This is a genomic window from Halorubrum sp. B53 (assembly GCF_059752395.1).
Genome location: NZ_MWTH01000012.1, coordinates 165,590 through 187,214 on the forward strand (window position 1 = coordinate 165,590; position 21,625 = coordinate 187,214).

Annotated in this window: 17 protein-coding genes and 1 pseudogene; 4 read left to right on the forward strand and 14 right to left on the reverse strand. The window is 69.4% G+C overall.

Annotated features, from left to right (window positions below; all coding sequences use genetic code 11):
- Positions 1 to 6: 6 nt before the first annotated feature.
- Both B4V06_RS10040 and B4V06_RS10045 read right to left on the reverse strand, forming a co-directional pair.
- On the reverse strand, positions 7 to 927 hold the full coding sequence (locus B4V06_RS10040; RefSeq protein ID WP_123113733.1) for an ABC transporter ATP-binding protein: 921 nt from the start codon (positions 925 to 927) through the stop codon (positions 7 to 9).
- A gap of 133 nt (positions 928 to 1,060) precedes the next feature.
- Positions 1,061 to 6,412 carry a DNA polymerase domain-containing protein gene (locus tag B4V06_RS10045; protein WP_123113734.1) on the reverse strand — a complete coding sequence of 1,784 codons (5,352 nt, stop codon included), beginning with the start codon at positions 6,410 to 6,412 and terminating at the stop codon, positions 1,061 to 1,063.
- A 102-nt stretch (positions 6,413 to 6,514) separates the two neighbouring features.
- Between B4V06_RS10045 and B4V06_RS10050 the strand changes: the two genes are divergently transcribed.
- From B4V06_RS10050 to B4V06_RS10060, 3 genes are all read left to right on the forward strand, one after another.
- Positions 6,515 to 6,685 carry a DUF7331 family protein gene (locus tag B4V06_RS10050; protein ID WP_176329371.1) on the forward strand — a complete coding sequence of 57 codons (171 nt, stop codon included), beginning with the start codon at positions 6,515 to 6,517 and terminating at the stop codon, positions 6,683 to 6,685.
- 99 nt (positions 6,686 to 6,784) lie between these two features.
- Entirely contained in the window at positions 6,785 to 7,222 is a 438-nt protein-coding gene (locus B4V06_RS10055; protein ID WP_123113735.1) for a DUF7322 domain-containing protein, read from the forward strand.
- Positions 7,223 to 7,265: 43 nt separating this feature from the next.
- Entirely contained in the window at positions 7,266 to 7,724 is a 459-nt protein-coding gene (locus B4V06_RS10060; RefSeq protein ID WP_123113736.1) for a DUF7346 family protein, read from the forward strand.
- Between the two features lie 4 nt (positions 7,725 to 7,728).
- Here B4V06_RS10060 and rad50 read toward each other — a convergent pair whose 3' ends face one another.
- The 4 genes and pseudogenes from rad50 to B4V06_RS10080 form a co-directional block, all read right to left on the reverse strand.
- Positions 7,729 to 10,416 carry a DNA double-strand break repair ATPase Rad50 gene (gene rad50 / locus B4V06_RS10065; RefSeq protein WP_123113737.1) on the reverse strand — a complete coding sequence of 896 codons (2,688 nt, stop codon included), beginning with the start codon at positions 10,414 to 10,416 and terminating at the stop codon, positions 7,729 to 7,731.
- Complete coding sequence (gene mre11, locus B4V06_RS10070; protein WP_123113738.1) at positions 10,413 to 11,786, reverse strand: DNA double-strand break repair protein Mre11; 1,374 nt, start codon at positions 11,784 to 11,786, stop codon at positions 10,413 to 10,415. The genes rad50 and mre11 overlap by 4 nt, the downstream gene beginning before the upstream one ends.
- Positions 11,783 to 12,136 (reverse strand): annotated as a pseudogene (locus B4V06_RS10075) (DUF7966 family protein). Before B4V06_RS10075 ends, mre11 begins: the two are co-directional and overlap by 4 nt.
- An 89-nt stretch (positions 12,137 to 12,225) precedes the next feature.
- Positions 12,226 to 12,489 carry a MarR family transcriptional regulator gene (locus tag B4V06_RS10080; RefSeq protein ID WP_123113740.1) on the reverse strand — a complete coding sequence of 88 codons (264 nt, stop codon included), beginning with the start codon at positions 12,487 to 12,489 and terminating at the stop codon, positions 12,226 to 12,228.
- Positions 12,490 to 12,629: 140 nt separating this feature from the next.
- On the opposite strand from B4V06_RS10080, the gene pan1 reads away from it, so the two are divergent.
- Positions 12,630 to 13,847, forward strand: coding sequence for a proteasome-activating nucleotidase Pan1 (gene pan1 / locus B4V06_RS10085; protein ID WP_123113741.1), 1,218 nt, complete (start codon positions 12,630 to 12,632; stop codon positions 13,845 to 13,847).
- Between the two features lie 30 nt (positions 13,848 to 13,877).
- Here pan1 and B4V06_RS10090 read toward each other — a convergent pair whose 3' ends face one another.
- The 8 genes from B4V06_RS10090 to B4V06_RS10125 all read right to left on the reverse strand — a co-directional run bounded on the left by B4V06_RS10090 (position 13,878) and on the right by B4V06_RS10125 (position 21,615).
- Positions 13,878 to 14,009, reverse strand: coding sequence for a hypothetical protein (locus B4V06_RS10090; RefSeq protein WP_255212570.1), 132 nt, complete (start codon positions 14,007 to 14,009; stop codon positions 13,878 to 13,880).
- A gap of 73 nt (positions 14,010 to 14,082) precedes the next feature.
- Entirely contained in the window at positions 14,083 to 15,258 is a 1,176-nt protein-coding gene (locus tag B4V06_RS10095; protein WP_123113742.1) for a DHH family phosphoesterase, read from the reverse strand.
- A gap of 81 nt (positions 15,259 to 15,339) precedes the next feature.
- Positions 15,340 to 16,257 (reverse strand): NAD-dependent epimerase/dehydratase family protein, encoded by a 918-nt coding sequence (locus tag B4V06_RS10100; RefSeq protein WP_498169594.1) that lies wholly within the window; start codon positions 16,255 to 16,257, stop codon positions 15,340 to 15,342.
- Entirely contained in the window at positions 16,254 to 16,715 is a 462-nt protein-coding gene (locus B4V06_RS10105) for a DUF5791 family protein (RefSeq protein ID WP_123113744.1), read from the reverse strand. The genes B4V06_RS10100 and B4V06_RS10105 overlap by 4 nt, the downstream gene beginning before the upstream one ends.
- Positions 16,716 to 16,783: 68 nt before the next feature.
- On the reverse strand, positions 16,784 to 20,038 hold the full coding sequence (locus B4V06_RS10110; protein WP_498169597.1) for a DUF7286 family protein: 3,255 nt from the start codon (positions 20,036 to 20,038) through the stop codon (positions 16,784 to 16,786).
- A complete protein-coding gene (locus B4V06_RS10115) occupies positions 20,032 to 20,709 on the reverse strand; it encodes a DUF7284 family protein (protein WP_123113746.1) in 678 nt (225 codons plus the stop codon). Before B4V06_RS10115 ends, B4V06_RS10110 begins: the two co-directional genes overlap by 7 nt.
- A complete protein-coding gene (locus B4V06_RS10120) occupies positions 20,706 to 21,146 on the reverse strand; it encodes a DUF7285 family protein (RefSeq protein ID WP_123113747.1) in 441 nt (146 codons plus the stop codon). Before B4V06_RS10120 ends, B4V06_RS10115 begins: the two co-directional genes overlap by 4 nt.
- Positions 21,127 to 21,615, reverse strand: a complete 489-nt coding sequence (locus tag B4V06_RS10125; protein ID WP_123113748.1) for a DUF7283 family protein — start codon at positions 21,613 to 21,615, stop codon at positions 21,127 to 21,129. Before B4V06_RS10125 ends, B4V06_RS10120 begins: the two co-directional genes overlap by 20 nt.
- Between the last annotated feature and the right edge of the window lie 10 nt (positions 21,616 to 21,625).

The following is a 21,625-nucleotide window of genomic DNA, read 5'->3' on the forward strand; positions in this document are numbered from 1 at the left end:
TTGTGGTTACGCCGCCTCGAACGCGTCCTCGCGGACCCAGTCGTACCCCTTGTCCTCGAGCTTCTCGGCGAGCTCCGCGCCGCCGCTCTTGACGACCTTGCCGTCAAGCATCACGTGGACGTGGTCGGGCTCGACGTAGTCGAGGATGCGCTGGTAGTGGGTGATCTGGAGGACGCCCGTGCCCTGTTCGTCACGGAGCGCGTTGATCCCCTTCGAGACGTCCTGGAGCCGGTCGATGTCGAGCCCGGAGTCGATCTCGTCGAGCACGGCGATCGCGGGCTCTAACATCGCGGCCTGCAGGACCTCGTTCTGCTTCTTTTCGCCGCCGGAGAAGCCGGCGTTGAGGTATCGCTGCATGAACTTCTCGTCCATGTCGAGCAGCTCCATCTTCTCCGAGAGGATCTGCTGGAATTCGGCGACGCCGATCTCGCCGTCGTCGGCGGGGCCCTCCATCGGGGAGGTCTCGTACCCCTCATCCTCGTCGTCCGCGTCGGCCTCCTCGGCGTCCTCGTCCTCGAACAGCTCCTCGCGCTCGTCCGCCTTGGCGTTGAGCGCCTGCCGGAGGAAGTTCGTCATGGTGACCCCCTCGATCTCCGCCGGGTACTGGAAGCCGAGGAAGATGCCGAGCGCCGCGCGCTCGTTCGGCTCCAGCTCCAGCAGCTCCCAGTGGTAGTCCTCGTCGTCGAGGTCGGCGTCGACGTCGGCGACGTCCTCCTCGTCGAGGTGGAGCAGGACCTCGCCGCCGGTGACCTCGTACGCCGGGTGGCCGGCGATGACCTTCGCGAGCGTCGATTTCCCGGAGCCGTTCGGCCCCATCAGCGCGTGGATCTCGCCGGTCTCGACGGTCAGATCGACCCCGAGAAGGATGCGTTCGCCGCCCTCTTCCGCCACTCGTGCGTGAAGATCGTTGATTTCGAGAGTAGCCATGTGTATTCTCGTGCCTCGTACCTCGATGGTAGTGGTTGAGGAGGTTAATGGTTACGCATCTACCCGTCAAAAATCCCAAATCCGATAAGAATTTTTCCAACGATCGAAAACTGCTTTCCAAGATGCGACTCTGCTACATGAACGAGCCGAGTCCCGTCTGCTCTTGGCCGGTCTTGACCTCCTCCCACGACATCCCGAGCGCCTCGATCACGCGCTCGATGGGCCCTTTCAGCGTCTTGTCCAGCATCTTCTCCCAGTCGACCTCGAACTCGTCGGGGACCTGGTCGGCGTACTCGAAGCAGATCACGTCCGGGTCGCGCTTGAACTCCCCGTACAGGTGGTCCCGCTGCGGGTCGAGTCCCTCCTCTTCTTCCATCCGCTGCCAGAAGTCGGGGTGGACCTTCTCGATGTAGAGCCGCTTCGGCTTCGACCCGCTGCCGAAGTTGGTCCCGAGCATGAGGTTCGCGTACTTCGCCCCGCGGACCTGCGCGGTCGGGGTGTCGTAGGCGTCCAGCTTCTTGCCGATCCCCCCCGGGATCCCGATCTCGTCGAGGTCCATCTCGCCGTCGAGGACGCGCGCGATGACGTCCACGAGGTACGCCTTCACTTCCTCCATGTCCTCGTCGATGTCGTCGCCCGTGACGATCGTCTCGATGACGTTCTGCTGGACCTCCTTCGTGATCTGTGCGATGTCGGAGCGCTTGTACTCGAAGCCGGTGATGTCGATGTCGTCGACGTCTTTCCCCTCCTTCCAGATGATGTGGCCGGCGTACCGCTTCTTCTTGCCCGCCTGGAAGAACCGCCGGTAGAGCTTCTCGAACTCGATCTGAAAGCGGTGGAACTCGGCGTTCAGCTCGTCGCGCGCGAAGTCGTCGTACCGCTCGTTGATGTGGTCCTCGATCTCGAAGGAGGTCTCGATCGCCTCTTGCTTATCTACTTCTTGGCCCAGGGACAACATGACCGAATCGGTGTTATGTAGGACGATACCGCCGACACCGTCGACGAAGTTCTCGTTCTCGGCGACGCTGAGATCGTACACGTACCCGTCGTGATCCACTTCCTCGACGACCGGGTCTCGTCCGCCGCGATAGTAATCACACGTTCGAATCGTGTAGCTTCCTTTGCTCTCTCTGTACTTCAGCGAATGCTTCTCCCCACGCTGGGTAAGAAGGGTCGAGAGGCCCGCCGCGAGTTCTCGGCTCGTTGTCTCGAAGTCGAAGTTTCGCTCGCAGTATTCGGTCGAGTATCGCGGGAATTCGCGTGAGCCGTCGCCCTCCACGAGCACGTCGACGAAGAGCTGTTGGAGATCCTCGGGGAGATTGAACACGAACCCCGGAATACGCTTTCCACGCGACGTTTGTCCGGCGAATTCACGGAAGAACACCGCCGAGAGTTCGTTCATCATCTGGAGCTTGTAGGTGCAATCGTCGTACGTAACCGACTGATCTCCGTCGTCCGTTTCGTACTCGACCGTTCGCTCGTCAGACGTGTTTGACGCGATGACACTTGCAGTCGCTCCGTCGAATAGACGGAGGTAGTCGTCTCGAAGGCTTTCTAGCCACTCCGTTCTGGATTCGGCGATGCTCGCACCGAACCTGGAATCGGTCGTCTCAATCGTCGACGCGCTCCCTTCGGTGACGTACGCGGCGAGCAGCCGTACGAGCGCCCGTCCCTCTTCGGAGTCTAACTCGACGTGTCGCTGTACCTTGATACTCCGCTCTATCGTGTTGTGGTGCTTGTGGCCAAACCAGACCCAGTCATCGTTTGCGTGGACTTGCTTGACTTTCGTCTCCGCGCTCTCGCTGCCGACGCTTCGGCCGTCCTCGTACTCGCGTGTGTACCCCTCCAACACCTCGTATATGTCGACTGTTTCCACCGTTTCGACTTCGGGGAGACCAGGTACCCGAAGTGGTTCTTTGACGTCTCCCGGCTTCGTTTCGACGAGGTCGCCGTCCTCTTCGACGACGTACGAATGATCTCTGGTCGTCGTGGACTCACCGAACTTATGCTGGAGGTTGACAACCGGTTTGTCGGTCTCGTGTCGGATCACCTGCTCGATCGGCTGCCACTCCGGTTCGCCGTCTTCGGCCACCGAAAGCGCCTCCCACTCGTCCACGTCACCCCGTTCCTTCTCGATCGACACCGAAGCGACAGGCCCGCCGTCGGCAGTCACAATCAGATCCTCGCTCGCAGTCGCGTCCGAGCGCTCGAAGAGATCGGCAATCGGCACGATTCGAACGATACCCTCGGGATCGCGCACGACGACGGGTCTGTCGCCTGTGATACTGTCCCCGTACGCAACGTCGTGGCCGAGCTCGTTCGCGGCCTCCTCGGTGAAGTCGATGACCTCGCGACCGGTCGCCGTGACGGCCGCCGCGCCCTCTTTGTCGTAGAGGCGGAACCGATCCCATCCCGTCACTCCATACAGGGACTGTCCGACGAATTGGAACTTCCCGTTCCGCCCGGCGAGAAGCGTGTGGTTGTCCTTGACGGTCACGCAGTAGACACCGTCCTCGGCCTCGCTTCGAGTGCTACTCCGATGCATCCGAAGCGTGTTCTTCGCCGCTTCCGTGACGTAGATCCGCCAGCTCCCGCTGTCGTGGTTGTAGTTCGCGGTAAGCCCGAGGTGGGCACACAGGCGGAGCACGTCGTCCCGAAGCCGCTCACTCGAGGTCGTGTATCGCCACGATCCCGTCTGGCGGTCTCCGTCGCCGTCGATCAGCGTTTCCAGGAACGCGCGTTTCTGTGCCGTGTTCGCCTCAAAAACGCGATCCGGAATTCGTTTCTCGAAGCTCCCGTCGCCACAGCAGTCCCGGAGGAGATCCCCGAGTAGCTCCGAGGTGAACTGGTAGCTTCGGTCGTCGACGTAGTAATCCAATCCCATTCGATCGAGGAGTTGGCCGATCGTCTCGTGGTCGGAGTCGCCGCCGTCGGCCACGGCATCCTGCGCGATCTGTACCGTGGTTGCGGAGCCGCGGAGGTTGTCGCCGAACTGCTTCTCCTCGGACGTGTACACGTTTCCTTCCGTGACGTACCACGCGAGCAGTTCGAGGAAGTCGTCCCCGTCGTAGGTCCGCGGAATCCACTTCCGTCCGGACTCGCGGTGAACGTAGCTCGTCTCGCACACCGACTCGACGTACTCGCGATGTTCCTCGAACTCGGCCGCCGTGAATACGTAGCCGGTCTCGCCGACATCTGCCTTCGGCACGCGCCGCGGCGTCCAGCCAAGCTCAGCGGTGAACGTGTGGCCGTGGACGCTGGGTCGGATCCACACCTCGTACTTGCCGTCGACGAGTTCGGTCAGATCGACCTCGTCGATCCGTTCGCCGTCCGGTCCGTCCCAGTCGTGGGGCAGTTCGTAGTTTGTCGCCCGGTCGAGGTCGCCTGCCTCCACGAAACTGTACCCGTCCTCGGTGATCCCGTTCGTCTCGTTCTTTCGGACGAGCATCCGGTGGTTCGGCGTCACCCGGAAGTCGATCTTCGACGTTTCAATATCGACGAGTTCGTCCCGGTAGTCCGGGTACGCGTGGGTCTCTTCGACGGTCTTCACCTCCATCTCCTCCGTATCGGGATCGAGAGAGTACACGTCGTCGCCGACCTCCAACTCCGTAATCGACCGAACGCCGCTGGGAGTCACGACCTCGGTGTCCGGCGTGAAGCAGTTCATAATAACCTTGACAGCTCCCTGCTGTCGGTCGTACTGCTCGTACGGCTCGGTGCCGGGGTCGTGGTCGTTCCGGAGCGCCTTCTTCTCCTCGCGCTCGGAGAGGAGCTCGTCGACCATCTCGCGCATGATCCCGTCCGGCTCCTTCTGGAAGTGCGTCCCGTTGGGCGCGACGTACGTCTCGCCGTCGTACTCGGCGGGGTCGACCTTCGTCTCCGGACCGGCGTTGATCGTCACCATGCACATCGGGTAGAGGCTCTTTAAGTCCTGGACCGTCACCATCTCCTTGACGCCCGTGATCGGGTCGAAGACGGCGCCGCCCTCGAACTCCTCCGACTCCTGTTGGCCCTTCGTCGGGAGCGCAAACTTCCCGAACGCCTTGTGGAGGACGTACATGTCGACGGTGTCGCCCGGCGTCGGCGCGTCCTCGATCTTGCAGCCGACGAAGGTGCGCACCTCGTCCCAGAAGGCGATCACGTCCTGTTTCCGGTCGATCTCGACGCACAGCTCCACGTCGCGGATGCTGTACTCCAGCAAGCGCTCCGGGTCCTGCTCCCAGAGGTCGCCGATGTCTCCGGTGTACCGCTCCTTGCCGACGCCGAGCTCGCGCTCGCCGACTGCGTCGAGGCGGTACGACTCGAGCTCCGTGAACATCGTCCGCTTGTACGCGTACAGCAGGTCGAAGACGACCCGGCCCTTGATGTCGGGGCCGCCCCAGCCGGAGCGCCACACCTCGCCGATTCGGGAGAGTCGGTCGACAGAGAGGTCGTACTGACTCCCGTCGTCGAGCACCTCCAGCCGGTCCAAGACGTACGGCGCGTCGAAGTCTTCGAAGTTCCACCCCGTCAGGAGGTCGGGGTCGGTGTCGTCGATGTACTCGACGAACGCGTCGAGCATCGCGGCCTCCTCCTCGAAGGTGCGCACCCTGAAATCGAGCTCCTCGCCGTCGCCCACGATCCCCTCGTAGTCGGGGAGGTCCTCGGGCGGCGGGATCTCGGCCTCGGGGGCGTCGTACAGCCAGACGACGTACTCGTCGTCGTAGGAGTCGTGGCTCGTGAGACAGATGATCGGCTCCTCGCCGTCCTCGGGGAAGCCGCGCCGGTCGTCGACCTCGATGTCGAAGGTGTTCACACGGAGGTCGGCGTCGACCTCGGCGGGCTCCAGCTGCCCCTCGTGGACCTGTATCGTTCCGGAGCCGTCGTCGAGCCGGCGCTCCTCGACCCGCATCCCGCCGTTGAGCCCGTTGTCGATAAGGAAGCGGTTCGGGAAGAGGATGTCCGCCTCGAAGCTCGTCTCGAAGTCGTCCCGAATGGTCCCGACGTCGCGGGGTGTCCGCGTCACGATCCGAGTGAGCGGCTCGCCGCGGATGCTCTCGTACGGCTCTCCCTCGGCGTCCTCCTCGCGCGTGCCGATCACGACGTCGTACGCCTCGACGGGGTCGCGGTCGAGGTCGGCGGTGGGGACGTAGAAGTACGGCTCGACGCCCAGCACGCGGACGTGCTCGCGGACGTCGTGCTCGACGTCCCCGTCAACGTTCTCCGCCGGCCGCCGGCCGAAGACGTGGACGACGGGGTACTCGTCGCTCCCGTACCCCTCCACGGCGTAGTCGATCTGGGTGATCATCAGCTCGACGGTCCCGGCGGAGTCCGGGAACTTCGCCTCGTCGACGTCGACGACGTCGCTGACGCGCCCCCGTCCCCCGCCGGCGACGACGGCCGCCTCCTGCGCGGCGAGGTCCTCCCGTTCGGCGTCCGTGCCGTCGTTCCCCCCGCCGCCCGCGTCTCCGGTCGACGAGAAGTCCGACAGCCCCGACTGAGTCATATCCGTCCTTCGGCGTCACCCGGCTAAAAAACTCGGCTTTCGGGTGCGGCGAGGAGTCCCGGCACGGAAAGGCATTTAATGTGTGATGACTTACCACGGTCTATGTCTTCGGACCCACGTTCGGAATCTAAGGCGGCTCGCCCGGCCGAGCGCGACGCGGACGCCGAGGTGGAGGTGTACGAGGACGACGGGAACGTGGTGTTGTTCGACGCCGCGAACCCCCTCGCGTGGGTTGAGGCGAGCCGAACGGTCCGGCTCGCCGACGCCGTCTGATCCGACGGGTCGTCGCTCTTTCTCTCAGAGACGAGTCTCCGATCCGACCCCTCGAACCGGGGCGGAACCCCTTTCCACCGTCCCCGCGTACGACCGCACGTGTTCAGCCTCGACGAGGACGACGAGGGCGAAGTCTCCTTCGGCGAGAGCTCCGACGCCGAGCGGGAGATGACGCCGGAGATTCCGAAGGCCCCCTCGGTGAAGACGTTCGACGACGGGGGCGACTTCGAGGGCGCGAGCGACGTCGACTCCGGCACGCTCCGCGCGTTCGTCGTCGCGGTGATCTACGCCAACGCCGCGGTGCTCCTCGTCGCGCTCGGCCCGATGGTGTGGTACTTCGAGGGGTGGTCGCGGATCGGGCCGGTCCTCCTCGTCGCCGGGCTCCTCGCCGGCGTCCGGACCTACCAGACGTACCGCGCCTGGGAGCGCTCGCGAGACGGAGCGGCGGAAGGCGAGGCAGTCGAAGCCGATGCGGTCGAAGCCGAGGCCGATGCGGCCGCCGACGACTCCGCTCCCGCCGACGGCCGCGATCCGTAGGCTCCCCGGAAGCGTAATGCCTCGGGGCCCCTCTCCTCTACCCATGCAGACGGTTCGCGACGCCGACGGCGAGACGTACCTCCTCGTGAAGCGCTCCGCGGAGTCGAGTCGGGTCCGCGACCCGGCCACGGGCGCGGAGCGCTACGTCGACAACGAGGAGCTCAGCGTCGTCGACGGGGAGTCGCCGCTCGCGACCGCGGCCTCCGGGATCCCCGAGCCGGTCCGGCGGACCGTGCGGGCGGTCCACGACGACCGGTCGCTCGGCCTGCTCGCCGTGGTCGTCGACGAGGGGCCGCTCTCCGCGATCGAGCTGCTCGACACGGCCGACATGTGCGAGTCCGACCTCCACGGAACGGTCACCGAACTGCGCGCCGCCGGGTTGATCGACGAGGTCGACGTCGGGGGACGACGCGGATACGCGGCGACGGACGCCGCGAGCGAGGCGCTCGAACGGCTGCGGGGCGGATCGAGCGGGGAGAACGACCGCGCCGCGGACGAGTAGACGATCAGTCGTCCGCGAGTTCGGCGACGTCGAGCTCGGCGGCGTCCGCGCGACGCACCGTCGAGCGGTTCGAGCGCGGCTCCTTCTCGACGGTGACCAGCTCGTCGGCGGCGCCGACCAGCTCGTCGTCGTGGCTGACGATGAGGATCTGCTCCACGCCGAAGCCGCGCATCTCCTCGACGAGCCGGACGAGGCGGGAGACGTGCCCGGAGTCGAGGAAGACGGTCGGCTCGTCGAGGATGAGCGGCGGCGTCGGCGCCGCGCCCTCGATCCCCTCGGAGAGCAGCCGGTAGATCGCGCAGCGCAGCGAGAGGTTGAACAGGGCGCGCTCGCCGCCGGAGAGCTGCTCGGGGTCGAGCGCCTCGCCGTCCTTCTGGTAGACGGTGAGCGCGTACTCGCCGTCGAGCTCGATGTGCGAGTAGGCGTCGTTGCCGTACACCAGGTCGAACGTCTCGTTGAGGGTGCGCTCTAACTCGGCGACGTTGCGCTGCCGGAGCTCCGCGCGGAGGTCGCCGTACATCGCCTCCAGATCGCTCGTCTCCTCGTGGAGCCCCTCGAGCGCGTCGACGGTCGCGGCCAGCTCCTCGCGCTCCGCGCGGAGGTTCTCCAGCTCCCGTATCTCGCCGTTGACGCTCCCGATGGCGTTCTCCAGCTCCGTGCGTCGCTCCGCGAGCCGGTCCAACTCCCCGTCGACGCGTTCGAGGTACTCCTCGGCCTCTTCCTTCCGCTGTCTCGCCTCCTCGACCGCCGCCTCGTCGACCGCGGCCGCGAGCTCGTCGCGCCGCTCGCGCTTGTCGGCGAGCCGGTCGCGCCGCTCGTCGTTCAGCTCCGCGAGGGTCTCCCGCTTCTCGCGGCGGCGCTCGATCTCGGCTTCGGCCTCTGCGATCGCCGCCGTCCGCTCCTCGACAGCGTCCACCGCCTCACGGACGTCGTCGACCTCGGCGAGCGCGTCCTCGAGCTCCGCGACCCGCTCCGCGGCCGACTCGGCAGCTTCCCGCTTCTCCGCGGCGACCTCCCGCGTCTCCTCGGCTTCCTCGCGCTTCGTTTCGGCTTCCTCGCGCTTCGTTTCGGCTTCCTCGCGCTTCGTTTCGGCTTCCTCGCGCCGCTCGTCGACGCGCTCTTCGAGCATCTCGACGGTCTCGTCGATCTCGTCGAGCCGGTCCGCGGCGTCGGCGAGGCCGTCCAGCTCCTCGATCCGGTCGTCGAGGTCGTCCTCGCGTTCGCGGGTCGCCTCCAGTTCGGTCTCCAGCTCGGCGACCTGTTCGCGGTCCTCCTCGATCCCCGCCGCGTGCGGCGAGTCCTCGACGGGCTGGCCGCACTCGGGACACCTGCCGGCCGCGAGCAACGCCTCGGCCTCGTCGACGCGCTCGCGGGCGTTCTTCAGCTCCGCGGACAGCTCCGCGATCCGCTCGCGGACCTCGCCGCGTCGCTCGCGGAGCCGGTCGCGCTCGTCGGCGACGCCGTCGCGGTCGACGTCGGCGGTCGCGAACCGCTCGCGGACGGTCTCGGCCTCCTCGCGGAGCCCCTCGATCGACGACTCGCGCTCGTCGGCCTCGTCCGCGGCCGCCTCCGCCTCCTCGGCGAGCTCGTCGGCCTCGGCTTGCAGCTCCGCGGCGCGCTCGACGAGATCGTCCGCCTTCCCGGCGAGGTTCGTCGCCTGATTTCGGAACGCTTCGGCGCTCACCCGCTCGTCGTCGAGCTCCTCGCGGACCGCTTCCTCCCGATCGTCGAGCTCCTCGCGGCGGGCCGCGATCGCCTCCTCGGCGGCCGCGTCGAGGCCGGCGTCATCGAGCCCGTCGTCGATCGCGGCCTCGATCTCATCGATCCGCTCGCGGGCCTCCCGGATCGCGTCCCGGTGCTCGTCGCGCTCCCGCTCCGCCTCGCGGATCGACTCCTCGATCTCGCCGATCTCTCCTTTGACCGACTCCAGCTCCTCACGCTTCTCCGCGTGGGTCGAGAGCGTCTCCGCGGCCTCCTCGCGCGTCTCCGTCGCTCGCTCGCGCTGGTCCTCGTAGCGTTCGATCTCGTCGGCGACCTCGGCGAGGTCGCTCTCGAGCCCGTTGAGCCGCTCGTGGAGGTCGCGCTCCTCCTTCGCCTCGATCTGGTCGTCGAGCTGGTCGAGCCGCCCGCGGCGGTTCTCCAGCACGTCCTCGACGCCGAGGCGCGCGTCGCCGGCGCGCTCGCGGTACTCCTCTAGCTTCCCGAGCTGGAGCAGGTCGTCGATCGTGTCCTGCCGCTCCCGCGGGGTGGCGTCGATCAGCTCGTTCACCTCGCCCTGCCGGACGTACGCGCAGCCGACGAACGCCTCGGCGTCCATCCGGAGCAGCTCGGTGACGAACTCGCGCACCGCCCGCGCGCCGTCGCGGCTCACGTCGCTCCCGTCGGTCGACTCGAGCGTGCACTGGTGGTCGATCCGGTCGTCGTACACCCGGAGCCGCCGCTCGATGCGGTACGATCTCCCGTCGTGGGTGAACCACAGCTCCACTTCCGTCTCCTCCTCGCCCTTGGTGACGACGTCGTCGAGGGTCCCGTCGAGCGCCTTCGACCCGTACAGCGCGAAGAAACAGGCCTCCAGCAGCGACGACTTGCCGCTGCCGTTGAGCCCGTGGATGACCGTGACGCCCTCCGTCAGCCGGAGGTCGGCGTTGCCGTACGGCTTGAAGTTCGAGAGGCGGATGCGGTCGAAGTTCACAGGTAGTCCTCCATGGACACCTGGCCGTCGGTTCCGGGCGTCTCGGAGCTCCGTTCATCGGCGGGGTCGCTCTCATCGGCGGGGTCGCTCTCATCGGCGGGGTCGCCCTCATCGGTGTCGCCCTCGTCGGTGTCGCCCTCGTCGGTGTCAGCGTCGGTGTCGGCGTTGTCCTCGCTCGCGTCGTCGTCCGCCTCGTCGCTCTCGGCGTTCTCGGCGTCTCCCGTGTCGTCACCGCTCGCCTCGCTTCCCGCGAACGCGTCGAGGTCGTCGATCCGCTCCTCGATCCGTCCCTTCACCGTCGCTCTGACGTTGCTGTCGGGGAGCGTGTCTGCACGGACCGCCTCGTCGACGTCCCGGGCGGCCTCGGAGAGGGCCATCTCCTCGACCCGCTCCCGCACGGCGTCCTCGGGGTCGGCGAAGCTCACGTCCACCTCGGCGTCCGTCTCGACCTCGCGGCGGTCGGTGACACGGGCGATGAGCGCGCCCTCGTCGGTCGCGAACTCCTCGATCGCGGCCGGGGTGACGGGGTCGCCGTCGCCGGTCACGTCGACGAGCACGACGGCGTCGTCGAGGTCGTGCTGGCGGACCTTCTCGCGCACCCGGGCCGCGCCCTCGCCCTCGCGGAGGTCGACCTCCACGAAGACGAACGGGCGCGTGTCGAGCGCGCGCCGCCGGATCTCCACGCGGTCGTCGCCGCCCGCGGCGTCGGCGTCGAAGGTGACGAGGTTGTAGCCGCGTCCCTCCTCCTCGCTGGCGCTCGCGCGCTCGGTGGACCCCGGGTAGGTGACCCACGTGTCGGCGACCTCGGCGACGTCTGGCGTGTGGTTGTCGCCGAGGAGCATCGCGTCGAACTCGACGTCGCTCTCTGCGAGCACCTCCTCCGTGTCCCAGTCGGCGTAGCCGAACGGCTCGAAGAGCCCGTGTGCGACGAGGGCGGCGTAGTCGGCGTCGTGGTCGGCGAACGCGTAGTCGAGGTCGTCGCGGCGGGAGACGGGGACGTGGTCGAGGCCGTAGAAGGCCGTGTCGCCGACGACGGTCGGCTCGTCGCCGAGGCGGGTGGCGAGCCCCAGCCGCTCGAACAGATCGAGCCACTGGCCGCCCCGCGTCGACTCGTGGTTCCCGACGACCGCGAGGAAGGGGATCCCGGCGTCGTCGAGCCGCCGGAGAATCGATATCGTCCCCATCAGGTCGGCGAGCTCGGGCCGCCGGTCGTGAAAGAGGTCGCCGGCGTGGACCACCGCGTCGACGTCGCCGTCGATCGCGTCGTCGATCACGGCGTCGAAGGCGTCGAGGAAGTCTTGGCGTCGAACCGGCGAGTGGTACTGCGCGTACCCGATGTGGGTGTCGCCGGTGTGGATCACCCGTGTCATCTGCCCGGTCCTTGGCCGGTATCGGGTTTAGGGGTTCCGGGGGCGGAGTGAAAGTGGTCGAGGGATCGCTCCGCTCAGTCCTCCCCGGCCGCCGCCTCGCGGAACGCCCGATAGGCCGCGAGCGCCGCGCGGCCCCGCTCGGCCGCGGCCTCGTCGCCGTCGCGCTCGGCGGCCGCGACCGCCTCCGAGAGCCGGTCGAGCCCGACCGAATCGGCGAACGCCGCGGCGCGTCGCAGGTCGGTTCGCGCGGCCTCGGCCTCGTCGATCACGGCGAGGTACGGTCGGGTCGCGGTGTCGGTTCGCGTCGCCAGCGCGGTCAGCGCCCGTTTGACGGCGGTAGTCGAGACCACGGCGTCCCTGCGTCGGCATCGGTGATAAGGTGGGCCCCGTCGCCGCTCGCCCACTCCCCGTTCCTCGCTCCTCGCCGCCGACGGCCGACCTACACCGCGAGCGTGTACAGCCGCTTCCGGGCGTCGGTGAAGGAGAACCGCGAGTCGACGACGTCCTCCTCCTCCAGCCGCGAGAGCGCGTACCTGACGGTCCGGGGCGGGAGCAGCGTCTCCTCGGCGAGCTCGCTCTGCGTCAGCGTGTCGTTGTAGTCGAGGACCTTCGCCACGAGCTTCGCGCTCGGGGGCAGATCGCGGACGGCGTTCCAGCGGTCCGCGACGTCCTCGTCGGCGGTGACGGCGTCGGTAGTGCTCATGCGTGTCTCCACATATCTCATACCGACAAATAATATTTACTATCCTGTTTAATTACCACTAAGCATTTAAATCGCACTCGGTCTCGTCTGCCTCTCCCCCACCCGAAACCTCTTACGCGCGAGACGCTTTATTACGCGTAATGACCGACACCGTCGACGACGTCGAGCTCCCCTACGACGAGGGGGCGGCGTCGAGACAGGAGAAGATCGAGTCCCTCCAGGAGGAGCTCGACGTGCTGGAGTCGCAGAACGAGGAGATGCGGGACAAGCTCCTCGACGCGAACGCGGAGAACAACAAGTACCAGCAGAAGCTCGAACGGCTCACCCACGAGAACAAGAAGCTGAAGCAGTCCCCGCTGTTCGTGGCGACCGTTCAGGAGATCACGCCCGACGGCGCCGTGATCAAACAGCACGGAAACAACCAGGAGGCGCTCACGGAGATCACCGCGGAGATGCGCGAGAAGCTCGACCCCGACGACCGGGTCGCGGTCAACAACTCCCTGTCCGTCGTGAAGAAGCTGGAGAAGGAGACCGACGTGCGGGCTCGCGTGATGCAGGTCGAGCACTCGCCGGACGTCACCTACGCCGACATCGGCGGGCTCGAAGACCAGATGCAGGAGGTCCGCGAGACCGTCGAGATGCCGCTGGAACACCCGGACATGTTCGAGGACGTCGGCATCACGCCGCCGAGCGGCGTCCTGCTGTACGGCCCGCCGGGGACGGGGAAGACGATGCTCGCGAAGGCCGTCGCCAACGAGACGGACGCGACGTTCATCAAGATGGCCGGCTCCGAGCTCGTCCACAAGTTCATCGGTGAGGGCGCGAAGCTCGTCCGCGACCTGTTCGAGGTCGCCCGCGAGAACCAGCCCGCCGTCCTCTTCATCGACGAGATCGACGCGATCGCCTCGAAGCGGACGGACTCGAAGACCTCGGGCGACGCCGAGGTCCAGCGGACGATGATGCAGCTGCTCTCCGAGATGGACGGCTTCGACGAGCGCGGCGAGGTCCGGATCATCGCCGCGACCAACCGCTTCGACATGCTCGACCCCGCAATCCTCCGTCCCGGCCGGTTCGACCGCCTCATCGAGGTGCCCAAGCCGAACACGGAGGGCCGCGAGATCATCTTCCAGATCCACACCCGGAAGATGAACCTCGCGAGCGACATCGACTTCGACGAGCTCGCCGAGATGACGCCGGACGCGTCCGGCGCCGACATCAAGGCCATCTGCACTGAGGCCGGGATGTTCGCCATCCGCGACGACCGCACCGAGGTGACGCTCGGCGACTTCCTCGAGGCCCACGAGAAGCTCCAGCAGGACGACGACGGCGGCGCCGACGACTCGCTCGCGTTCGCCTGAGGCCTCGCGCTCGGCCGCCGTTTTTCGCAGTTACAGTCCTCGAACGATCAGGTACGGCACCACGAACAGCAGGAGGAAAATCAGTCCGGTCGCGAGCGCGTAGCCGACGCCGACGCCCGCGAGCGCGCGCCAGCCGTCGTCGATCGGGAGATCGAGGGGCATACCGTCAGCTTCGCGGCCTGGTAATTAAATACTGGCACCGGCCGCGGCCTCCCTCCCCGCGATTCGGCGCCGGTCACACGTCGCCGGCCATCGCCCGGAACAGCGCGTCGGCGAGCTCGTCCCGGTCGACCGTCTCCGGCTCCCCCTCGCCCGTCGGGTCGATCCGCGGCGCGACCGTCCCGCCGCCCATCCGCGAGTGGCCGCCCCCGTCGCCGTTCTCGACGTCCGCGAGCACCGAGTCGATCGCGTTGCCCATGTGGACCCGATCGTCCCGGGAGCGCCCGGAGAGGTGAACCGTCCCGTCCCGCTCGCCGATCACCACGACAGCGCTGACGCCTTCGAGCTGGATCAGCTCGTCGGCCGCCTGCGGGATCGCGTCCACGTTGTTCACGCCGCCGACGTCGGCGACCGCGAACGACCCCTCGATGCGGCGCCCGGCGATGGCGCGCGCCTTCACTTCCAGCACCTCGGCGTCGACCGCGGGGTTGGCGATGCGGTCGAGGCGGTCCTGGTCGACGCCGGGGTACAGGTACGCGGCGGCCGCGAAGTCCGACTCGCTCGCGCCGACCGTGAGGTGTTTCGTGTCGGAGAGGATCCCGTACAAGAGCCCGGTTGCGGTGTCCGTCGGGAGGGTGAGGTCGCTGTCGGTCTCGCTTGCGTGCTTGTCCGGCGGAACCGGAGTCGCGTCGTTCTCCTCGAAGTACTCGGCGACGACGGACGCGGTCGCTCCGTAGTCGGTGCGGACGTCCGTGAACTGCTCTCCGGCGCCGTCCCCGGGGTGGTGGTCGACGACCGCGACGGGGAGCACGCCGTCCGCCCCGGCGAACCCCCGCGGCTCGTTGTGATCGACCAACACCACGGACTCCGCGGCGAGGTCGCTCACGTGTTCGATCGGCTCCAGATCCAGATCGAGCACCGTTCGGAACGCGCGGTTCTCCTGATGGCGGATCTGTCCGGGGTACTGCACCGTCGCGTCGACGCCGACCTGCGACGCGAGCGACGCGACGCCGAGCGCCGCCGACATCGCGTCCGGGTCGGGGTTCGGGTGCATCAGCACCGCGATCTCCTCTTGATCGGCGAGGAGCCGTCGGAACCGGATCCCTGTCGTCCAGCGAACCCGGAACAGGAGGTACCCCCCTGCGAGCGCGACGAGCGCGACGACGACGGCAATCGCCGTCAGCTCCGGGTTTTCCCGAAGGAGCGTCTCCGCCTGCGAGAGCCGCTCGTCGGCCACGCTCAGGCTCCACATATGTCTTCGGGACTCCCTCCCCCCACATGAAGGTTCGTTACTGTTCCGACCGGTCGACAACGACGGGACCGGGCGCCGCGCTCACTCCTCGGGTCCGCCGAACGACCGCACCGCGTCGCGGTATCCCTCGCGGAAGGTCGGGTACGCGAACTCGTAGCCGAGCGCACGCAACCGGTCGTTCGAGCAGCGCTTGCTCGTGCGGATCCGCCGTTCGGCGGCCGCGGAGAGCTCTCCGGCCGCGATCCGTTCGGCCTTCGACCGCTTCTCCGGCCGCGGGACGCCGCACTCGTCGGCGAGCCAGTCGGCGAACGCGTGCTTGTCGACCGGCTCGTCGTCGACCACCACGACGGGTTCGTCCCGAGCGCGATCGGTCTCGAGGAGGTACCGAATCGCCCCCGCGGCGTCGTCCCGATGGACCATGTTGAGGTAGCCGGCGGTGACGGGACCCTCGACGTACCGCTCCAGCCGGTACCGGTCCGGTCCGTACAGCCCCGCGAACCGGGCGACGGTCCCGTCGATCCCGGCGTCTCCGGCCGTCTCCAGCGCGATCCGCTCCGCCTCGGCGAGCACCCGCGTCTTCTCGGTGGTGGGGTCGATCGGCGTCTCCTCGTCGACCCACGCGCCGTCGTGGTCGCCGTACACGCCCGTCGACGACGTGTATACGAGCCTGTCCGGCGGCGACGACCGCGCGGCGTACGCCTCGATCACGTTCCGGAGCCCGTCCACGTACACCTCGCGGGCCGCCTCTGCGCCGCGTCCCCCGGAGCTGGCCGCGAAGACGACGGCGTCCGCGTCGGGCAGCGCGTCGAGCGACGCCGGGTCGGTCGCGTCCGCTCGCACCGCATCGACCTCGCCGTCTTCGACCCGCTTCCCGACCGCTTCGACGGCGTCGAGGCCGGCGTCCGATCGCCGCACGCCCGTCACCGCGTGGCCGAGCTCGGCGAGCTGCTCGGCGAGTTCGAGTCCGACGTAGCCGCAGCCGACGACGACGACCCTCATCGCTTGCGGCGCTCGATGACCGCCATGACCTCCGCGAGCTGTCCCACCGTCATCCCGGCGCGGCCCTCCAGCGCCTGTTGAACCTCCTGTCCGGTGAGATCCGCGTCGATCGCCGCCGCGAGGGTGTCGACGTCGAGCACCGCCGTCGCCATCCCCATCAGCAGGTGGTCGCGCAGCTCCGCGACGACCGCGTCGGCGTCGCGGTCGGCCGTCACGGCGACGATCGCCGCCGCGTCGGTGACGCTGATTCCCGACACGTCGCCCGCGGCGGCCGCCTCGATCGACGCCTCATCGACGTCGGTTTCGTCTCTCATGCGCTCCCGGCCGGCCTCGGCCACCGACTCGCTCAGTAGCGCCTCGAACGCCGAGCGCAGCGCCGCCGGGGTCACCTCGTCCGCGTCGGCATCGGCGACGCCGGCCCCGGAGACCCTCCCGTCTTCGACGACCTCGTGAAACATGGTCGCCCTCGGTCGGCGTCTCTCAAAACGGCTGCGGTCGACTCACGGGAGCGACGGCCGCGGCCGGTTCACGAGGCTGTACACGCGCCGTCGCCTCCGCGTGACGCCTCTGCCACGCCCGGACACGGCCACCCGTCCGAGGTCTCGTCCCGAGTGCCGTCGACGTCGCCGACGCCCGGCGGGCCGGCGGGCACCGCCACCGCGACGACGGTCTCCGTCTCGAACCGGACCGGCTCCGTCGCCCCGAGGCGAACCGCCTCCCCGTCGAGTTCGAGCCGCACGTCGCCCTCCTGTCGAACGTACTCGAACGATTCCGTCGGCGTGCCGACGTCGGCGCGGAGCGCGAATCGCGGGTACTCCCCGCGGACCTGCACCCGCCAGGCGTTCAGCGTCGCTACCCAGTAGCCGGGGACCGGCGCGACCGGCACCCCCGCGCCGACGCTCCGAGCGGGCTCCAACGACCACTCCTCGCCGAGCTCTTCGGCCGCTCTCTCGCTCAGCGCCCCGGTCGCGGCCTCTCCGGCGCGCTTGGCCTCGTTCTCGATCGCGCTTTCCATACGGTCTCTGAGCAGGGCCCGCGCCCCGTCCGTCGACCGCTTCACGAAGCGCGTCCGGACGCGCGCCTCGTCACGACCGGCCGCTCGCCGGGTTACGACGCGGAGGTGCGCGGCCAGCGACGCCTCCGACGCGGTCGAGAGCGACCCGGCAGAAGCGACCTCGCTCGCGACCCGCTCGGCGTACTCCCCGTCCGCGACCGCGGCCGCTCGGTCGCCCGCGGAATCGTAGGACGCGGCGGCCGCGCCGATCGCGTCGCGTCGCTGCTCGCGCGACAGCGACGTTCGGTCCCCGACCACGCCTACGAGCTCGCTATCGACGGCGCGCAGCGATCCGTCCACCCGTTCCGCGAGCGCCTCGCGGTCGGCGCGGAGGTCCGGGTCGTCGCCCGCCGCCAGCGCCTCGTCAGCGAGCAGGAGCGCGCGTCCGGCGGTGCCGATCCGGACCGTCTCACCGGCTCCGAGGAGGCGGTCCACGATCCCGCTCGACAGCTCGCCGTACGGCACGGTGGCGTAGTTCACGTTGCGGACGGCGAGCGGTCGCGTCGATCCGCCGCCCCCGCCCTCCACCCGTTCGCCCTCGACCGTCGTCCGCGGGAGGTACCCCGGAGACCCGCGCGGCGAGAACGTCACCGCGCCGCCGGGCCCGTCGCCGGCGACCGTGTACGTGCCCGGATCCTTGGCGGCCTCGCGTGCGGCGATCGCCTCGCCGACTGACGGGCCGCCGAACGCGCCGTCCACCCGATCGAGAAACCCGTCCGTCGCAGTCTCGCGATCGTCTGCGGCCGTCTCCAGTTCCTCGATAACGGCGTCGACGTACGCCGCGCGGGCGGCGACCCGCGCCCGGTCGGTCGCGCCGTCGTACGTCGCCGGCGCGTCGACGAGCGCCGCGCGGCGGTCGCGGACCACGTCCGCGAGCTCGGCGTACGGCTCCGCCTCGCCGACCGTCGCCGCCTCCATCGACGCGTCGGTCTCGAACTCCCTGACCTCGGCGGCGAGCGCGGCGACGTCCGCGGCGATCCGGTCTCGTTCGTCGTCAGACGGCGACCCGTGGACGACCGTCGACTCGTCGATGTCGCCGCTCTGGACGGCGTCGCGCGCCAGCCGGTCGACGCCGACCGCCGTTCCGACGCCGAGCGCCGAGCGCGCGGCCGCCGGCGTTCCGCGCAGGTCTGCGACGTCGTCCGGGCTCCCGGCTCCGAACGTCGCGGCGGGCCGGTCCGGCGCGCCGTCGGTCGGCGCGTGCCGGCCCGTCACCGAGACCCGGACCCGGTAGCGGTCCGTCGCCTCGTCGCTCGTGGTCGCCCGGTGGACGGTCCGATCGACGACGCTCCCGTTCGGGCCCCGCTCTATGACCTCCCGTTCCCACGTCGCGGTCGCCTCGCGCTCGACCGTCACGTCGCGGCTCGCGTCACCGAAGGAGACCGTCTCCCCGGGATCGACGACTCCCGAGGGAACTCCCCGCGGCACGTCGCTCCCCGAGACGCCCGTCAGGCGTTCCGACCGCGACACGTCGACGCGCTCCCACTCCCCGGCCGCCGTGTCCGGAACCGGCGGTGAGGCCCGTCCGCCGTCCGCGACCTGCGCCGTCGCGGTCTCCACGTCGGCCTCGACGCGGTACGCGCCCTCGATCACCGCGTCGAGATCGTCGTGGACGCGGGTCGCTCCGACGTCCGCCGCATGTCCGACCGGGACTGACGTCTCCTCGTCGGTCCGGTCTCGCTTCGGCTCGAACGCGGCGTCCTCGCTCGCGTCCCCGTTCGAGACCGTGTCGAGATCCCCTCGCGACGCGGGGGTACCGGACCCCGTCGGCGTCGGTGCCCCGAGCACGGCGTCGGTCCACGAGGCCTCCTTGAGCCCGGTCGGCGCGAGGAGGTCGGTCGCGCCGGTGCGCGCCGTCGCCCGCGCCACCCCGCCGCGGGCGTCCGGGTCGCTCGTCCCGAAGACGGCCCGCTGGGTCCGGACGATCCCCGCGTTCGTCGACAGCTCCACGTGTCGATTCGCGAGGACGTTCTCGACCGGCGCGCCGGCGTACTGCGCGTATCCTCGCGCCCACGTCATCGGATAGAGGCTCGCGGTGAGCTGTCGCCCGAGCCCGGGCCCTTCGACCGGACCCCTGTCGAGACGCTCCTCGAACCGCTCCGTCCGCTCGTGGGCGGCGAGCGTCGGCACGGCCACCACGACGGTCCTGTTCTCGGTGCGGTCCACGACCGTTCGTCCGTCTCGGGTCGCGGTCGTTTCGACCCCCTCGAAGGTCACGCGCGTGGCCGTCCCGTTCGCCGCCGGCTCGACGCGCACGCGGTCGCGGGCCGCGGCGAGGTCCCCCCGGTCCTCGACCGCCGGGAGTGACGCCGTCGCCGTCACCGTTCCGACCTCGGCGTCGACCGCGGAGAGCGCGTCTGCGCCGGCGACCGCGAGCCGGATCCGGAACGCGTCCTCGAAAGCGGACCCGTCGCGCACCGCCGCGGTTCCGGTGCCGGCCTTCGGCGCCCGCGTCACCGGCTCGGCCGCCGCGTCGTGCGCCGCCTCGCGCGCCGCGGCCCGCAGCGCGGCGGTGGCGTCCGCGTCGACGCGCTCGACCGCCCGCTCGACGCTCCGGTCCTCGCCGACGAGCCCCTGGTCCGCGACTCCCGCGGCGTACGTCGTGCTCGACACGAGGAGCAGCACACCGATCAGCGCGAAGGGGACGCGCGCCCGCTCGTCGACTGTGAAGCGCCGTCCGTTCCGCTCGCCGTCGAACGTCTCGGTGCGTGCTGGCACGCTCACCACCTCCGCACGACGATCCGGACCGGTTCGTCCGTCTCGGCCCCGCTCGGCGCCGGGTGCGACACGACCGCCGTCGCGACGTCGGCGTTCCGCGGCGGCTCGGGACCGACGGCGACCGTCCCCACGCTCTCCGTCGTCGACCGGCGTTCATCGTTCTGCCGCGGTCCGATAGCGGTACCCATCCGATGAGGGGCTCGCGGCGCGTTCGGCGTCCCGGCCGCGGCTATCGGGCCGGTCGACCGCCGAACGACGCGGTGGTCCGCGGCGCGTCGGTCGGTGGCCGCCCGCTCCGCGTCGCCCTCGGCGCTCGCGTCCGTCGGTACCGTCGCGTCGATCCGCGTCCTTCCGTCGATTCCCGCGGCGACGACCTCCCTCGATCGCGACTCGAACGCGTTCCCAGTCGCACCGTCGTGACGCTCGACGCTATCCGATCCCCCGGCGCCCGCGACGAGCAGCGCGAGCAGCTCGGCCCGCGTCGCGTGTACCGTCCGGGTCCCGTTCGCCGCCTCAGGCGTCCGATATCGCACGGTCAGCGTTTCGGTCACCAGTCGGTCGGCCGTCTCGTCGGCGGTCGGTGCCGGCCCCCCGACATCGCCGCCGACGCCACCGAGCGCGACGACGCTCGCCGACACACACAAGAGCAGGACCGTCACGTCGAGCACGGTGCTCGTCACCGGCGGATCACCACGCGAAGCGTCCCGCGGACGTTCCGGCCCGGAGCGACCCGTACGGTGACCGCGCGCTCGGCGACTGCCGCGGCACTGCCGTCTCCGACTGCGGCGGGCTCGGGCGCCGAGGTGCCCGACTCGATCCGCCACGTTGCCCCGTCGGCGATCACGGTCACCGTCGTCGCAGAGCGAAATCCCTCGACGTCGCGAAGCCGGTCCGGCTCAACGACACCGCCGACCGTGATCTCTCTCTCGATTCGGTCGAGAGTCGGCTCGGCGGCCGGCCGCTCCCGATCGACCGTCGCGCCGTCGAGCGCGACGGTGTACAGCCCCAACGCCGCGCCGACGGCCAGCACCGCAACGAGCGCGGCGAGCGGCTCGACCGCGGCGCGGTCCGCGGCCGCGTCCCGATCGTCGGACGATTCACCCGACGAGCGTGACATGCACTCCTCCGTAGTGAACCCGTCTCACGGTGAGCCGCTCCGGCGCCGGTCGCCACTCGTGATCGGCCCTCCGCGCGCGCTCCGCCGCCGCCGCCAAGATGTTCGGATCGTCGAACGCGGCGTCCGGCGGAACGCCGTCGAGCACTCGGCGGAGCCGGTCGTCGCCGGTCCCGCCTCGTCCGCTCGGCGGAACCGGTGTTATCCGCGGGGCGTGAAGCGGAGCCCGAGCGCTCCCGCCGTCCCCGTCGAGGGAGACCGACCGCGGCGTGAGCCGGATCCGATCCGCCGCGACCCCGTGTTCCGCCGTCGCGGGATACTCTCCGTTCGCGACCGTTTCGACCGTGTGTGCGACGCCCGCCGCGTCCGGCGGCGGTGACGCCGGAAGCGTCGCGGCGACGCCGGCCGTCGCGACGCTCACCACGGCGAGACCGAGCCACGCGTACGTCGCGTCGAGGTTCGTCTCGAACACGGAGCGGCTG

Coding starts and splice junctions, on each gene's coding strand:
- B4V06_RS10100 (WP_498169594.1), bottom strand. CDS start 16,257: ATGAGGGTCGTCGTCGTCGGCTGCGGCTACGTCGGACTCGAACTCGCC.
- mre11 (WP_123113738.1), bottom strand. CDS start 11,786: ATGACACGGGTGATCCACACCGGCGACACCCACATCGGGTACGCGCAG.
- B4V06_RS10105 (WP_123113744.1), bottom strand. CDS start 16,715: ATGTTTCACGAGGTCGTCGAAGACGGGAGGGTCTCCGGGGCCGGCGTC.
- B4V06_RS10050 (WP_176329371.1), top strand. CDS start 6,515: ATGTCTTCGGACCCACGTTCGGAATCTAAGGCGGCTCGCCCGGCCGAG.
- B4V06_RS10040 (WP_123113733.1), bottom strand. CDS start 927: ATGGCTACTCTCGAAATCAACGATCTTCACGCACGAGTGGCGGAAGAG.
- B4V06_RS10080 (WP_123113740.1), bottom strand. CDS start 12,489: ATGAGCACTACCGACGCCGTCACCGCCGACGAGGACGTCGCGGACCGC.
- B4V06_RS10045 (WP_123113734.1), bottom strand. CDS start 6,412: ATGACTCAGTCGGGGCTGTCGGACTTCTCGTCGACCGGAGACGCGGGC.
- B4V06_RS10095 (WP_123113742.1), bottom strand. CDS start 15,258: ATGTGGAGCCTGAGCGTGGCCGACGAGCGGCTCTCGCAGGCGGAGACG.
- B4V06_RS10120 (WP_123113747.1), bottom strand. CDS start 21,146: ATGTCACGCTCGTCGGGTGAATCGTCCGACGATCGGGACGCGGCCGCG.
- B4V06_RS10090 (WP_255212570.1), bottom strand. CDS start 14,009: ATGCCCCTCGATCTCCCGATCGACGACGGCTGGCGCGCGCTCGCGGGC.
- B4V06_RS10060 (WP_123113736.1), top strand. CDS start 7,266: ATGCAGACGGTTCGCGACGCCGACGGCGAGACGTACCTCCTCGTGAAG.
- pan1 (WP_123113741.1), top strand. CDS start 12,630: ATGACCGACACCGTCGACGACGTCGAGCTCCCCTACGACGAGGGGGCG.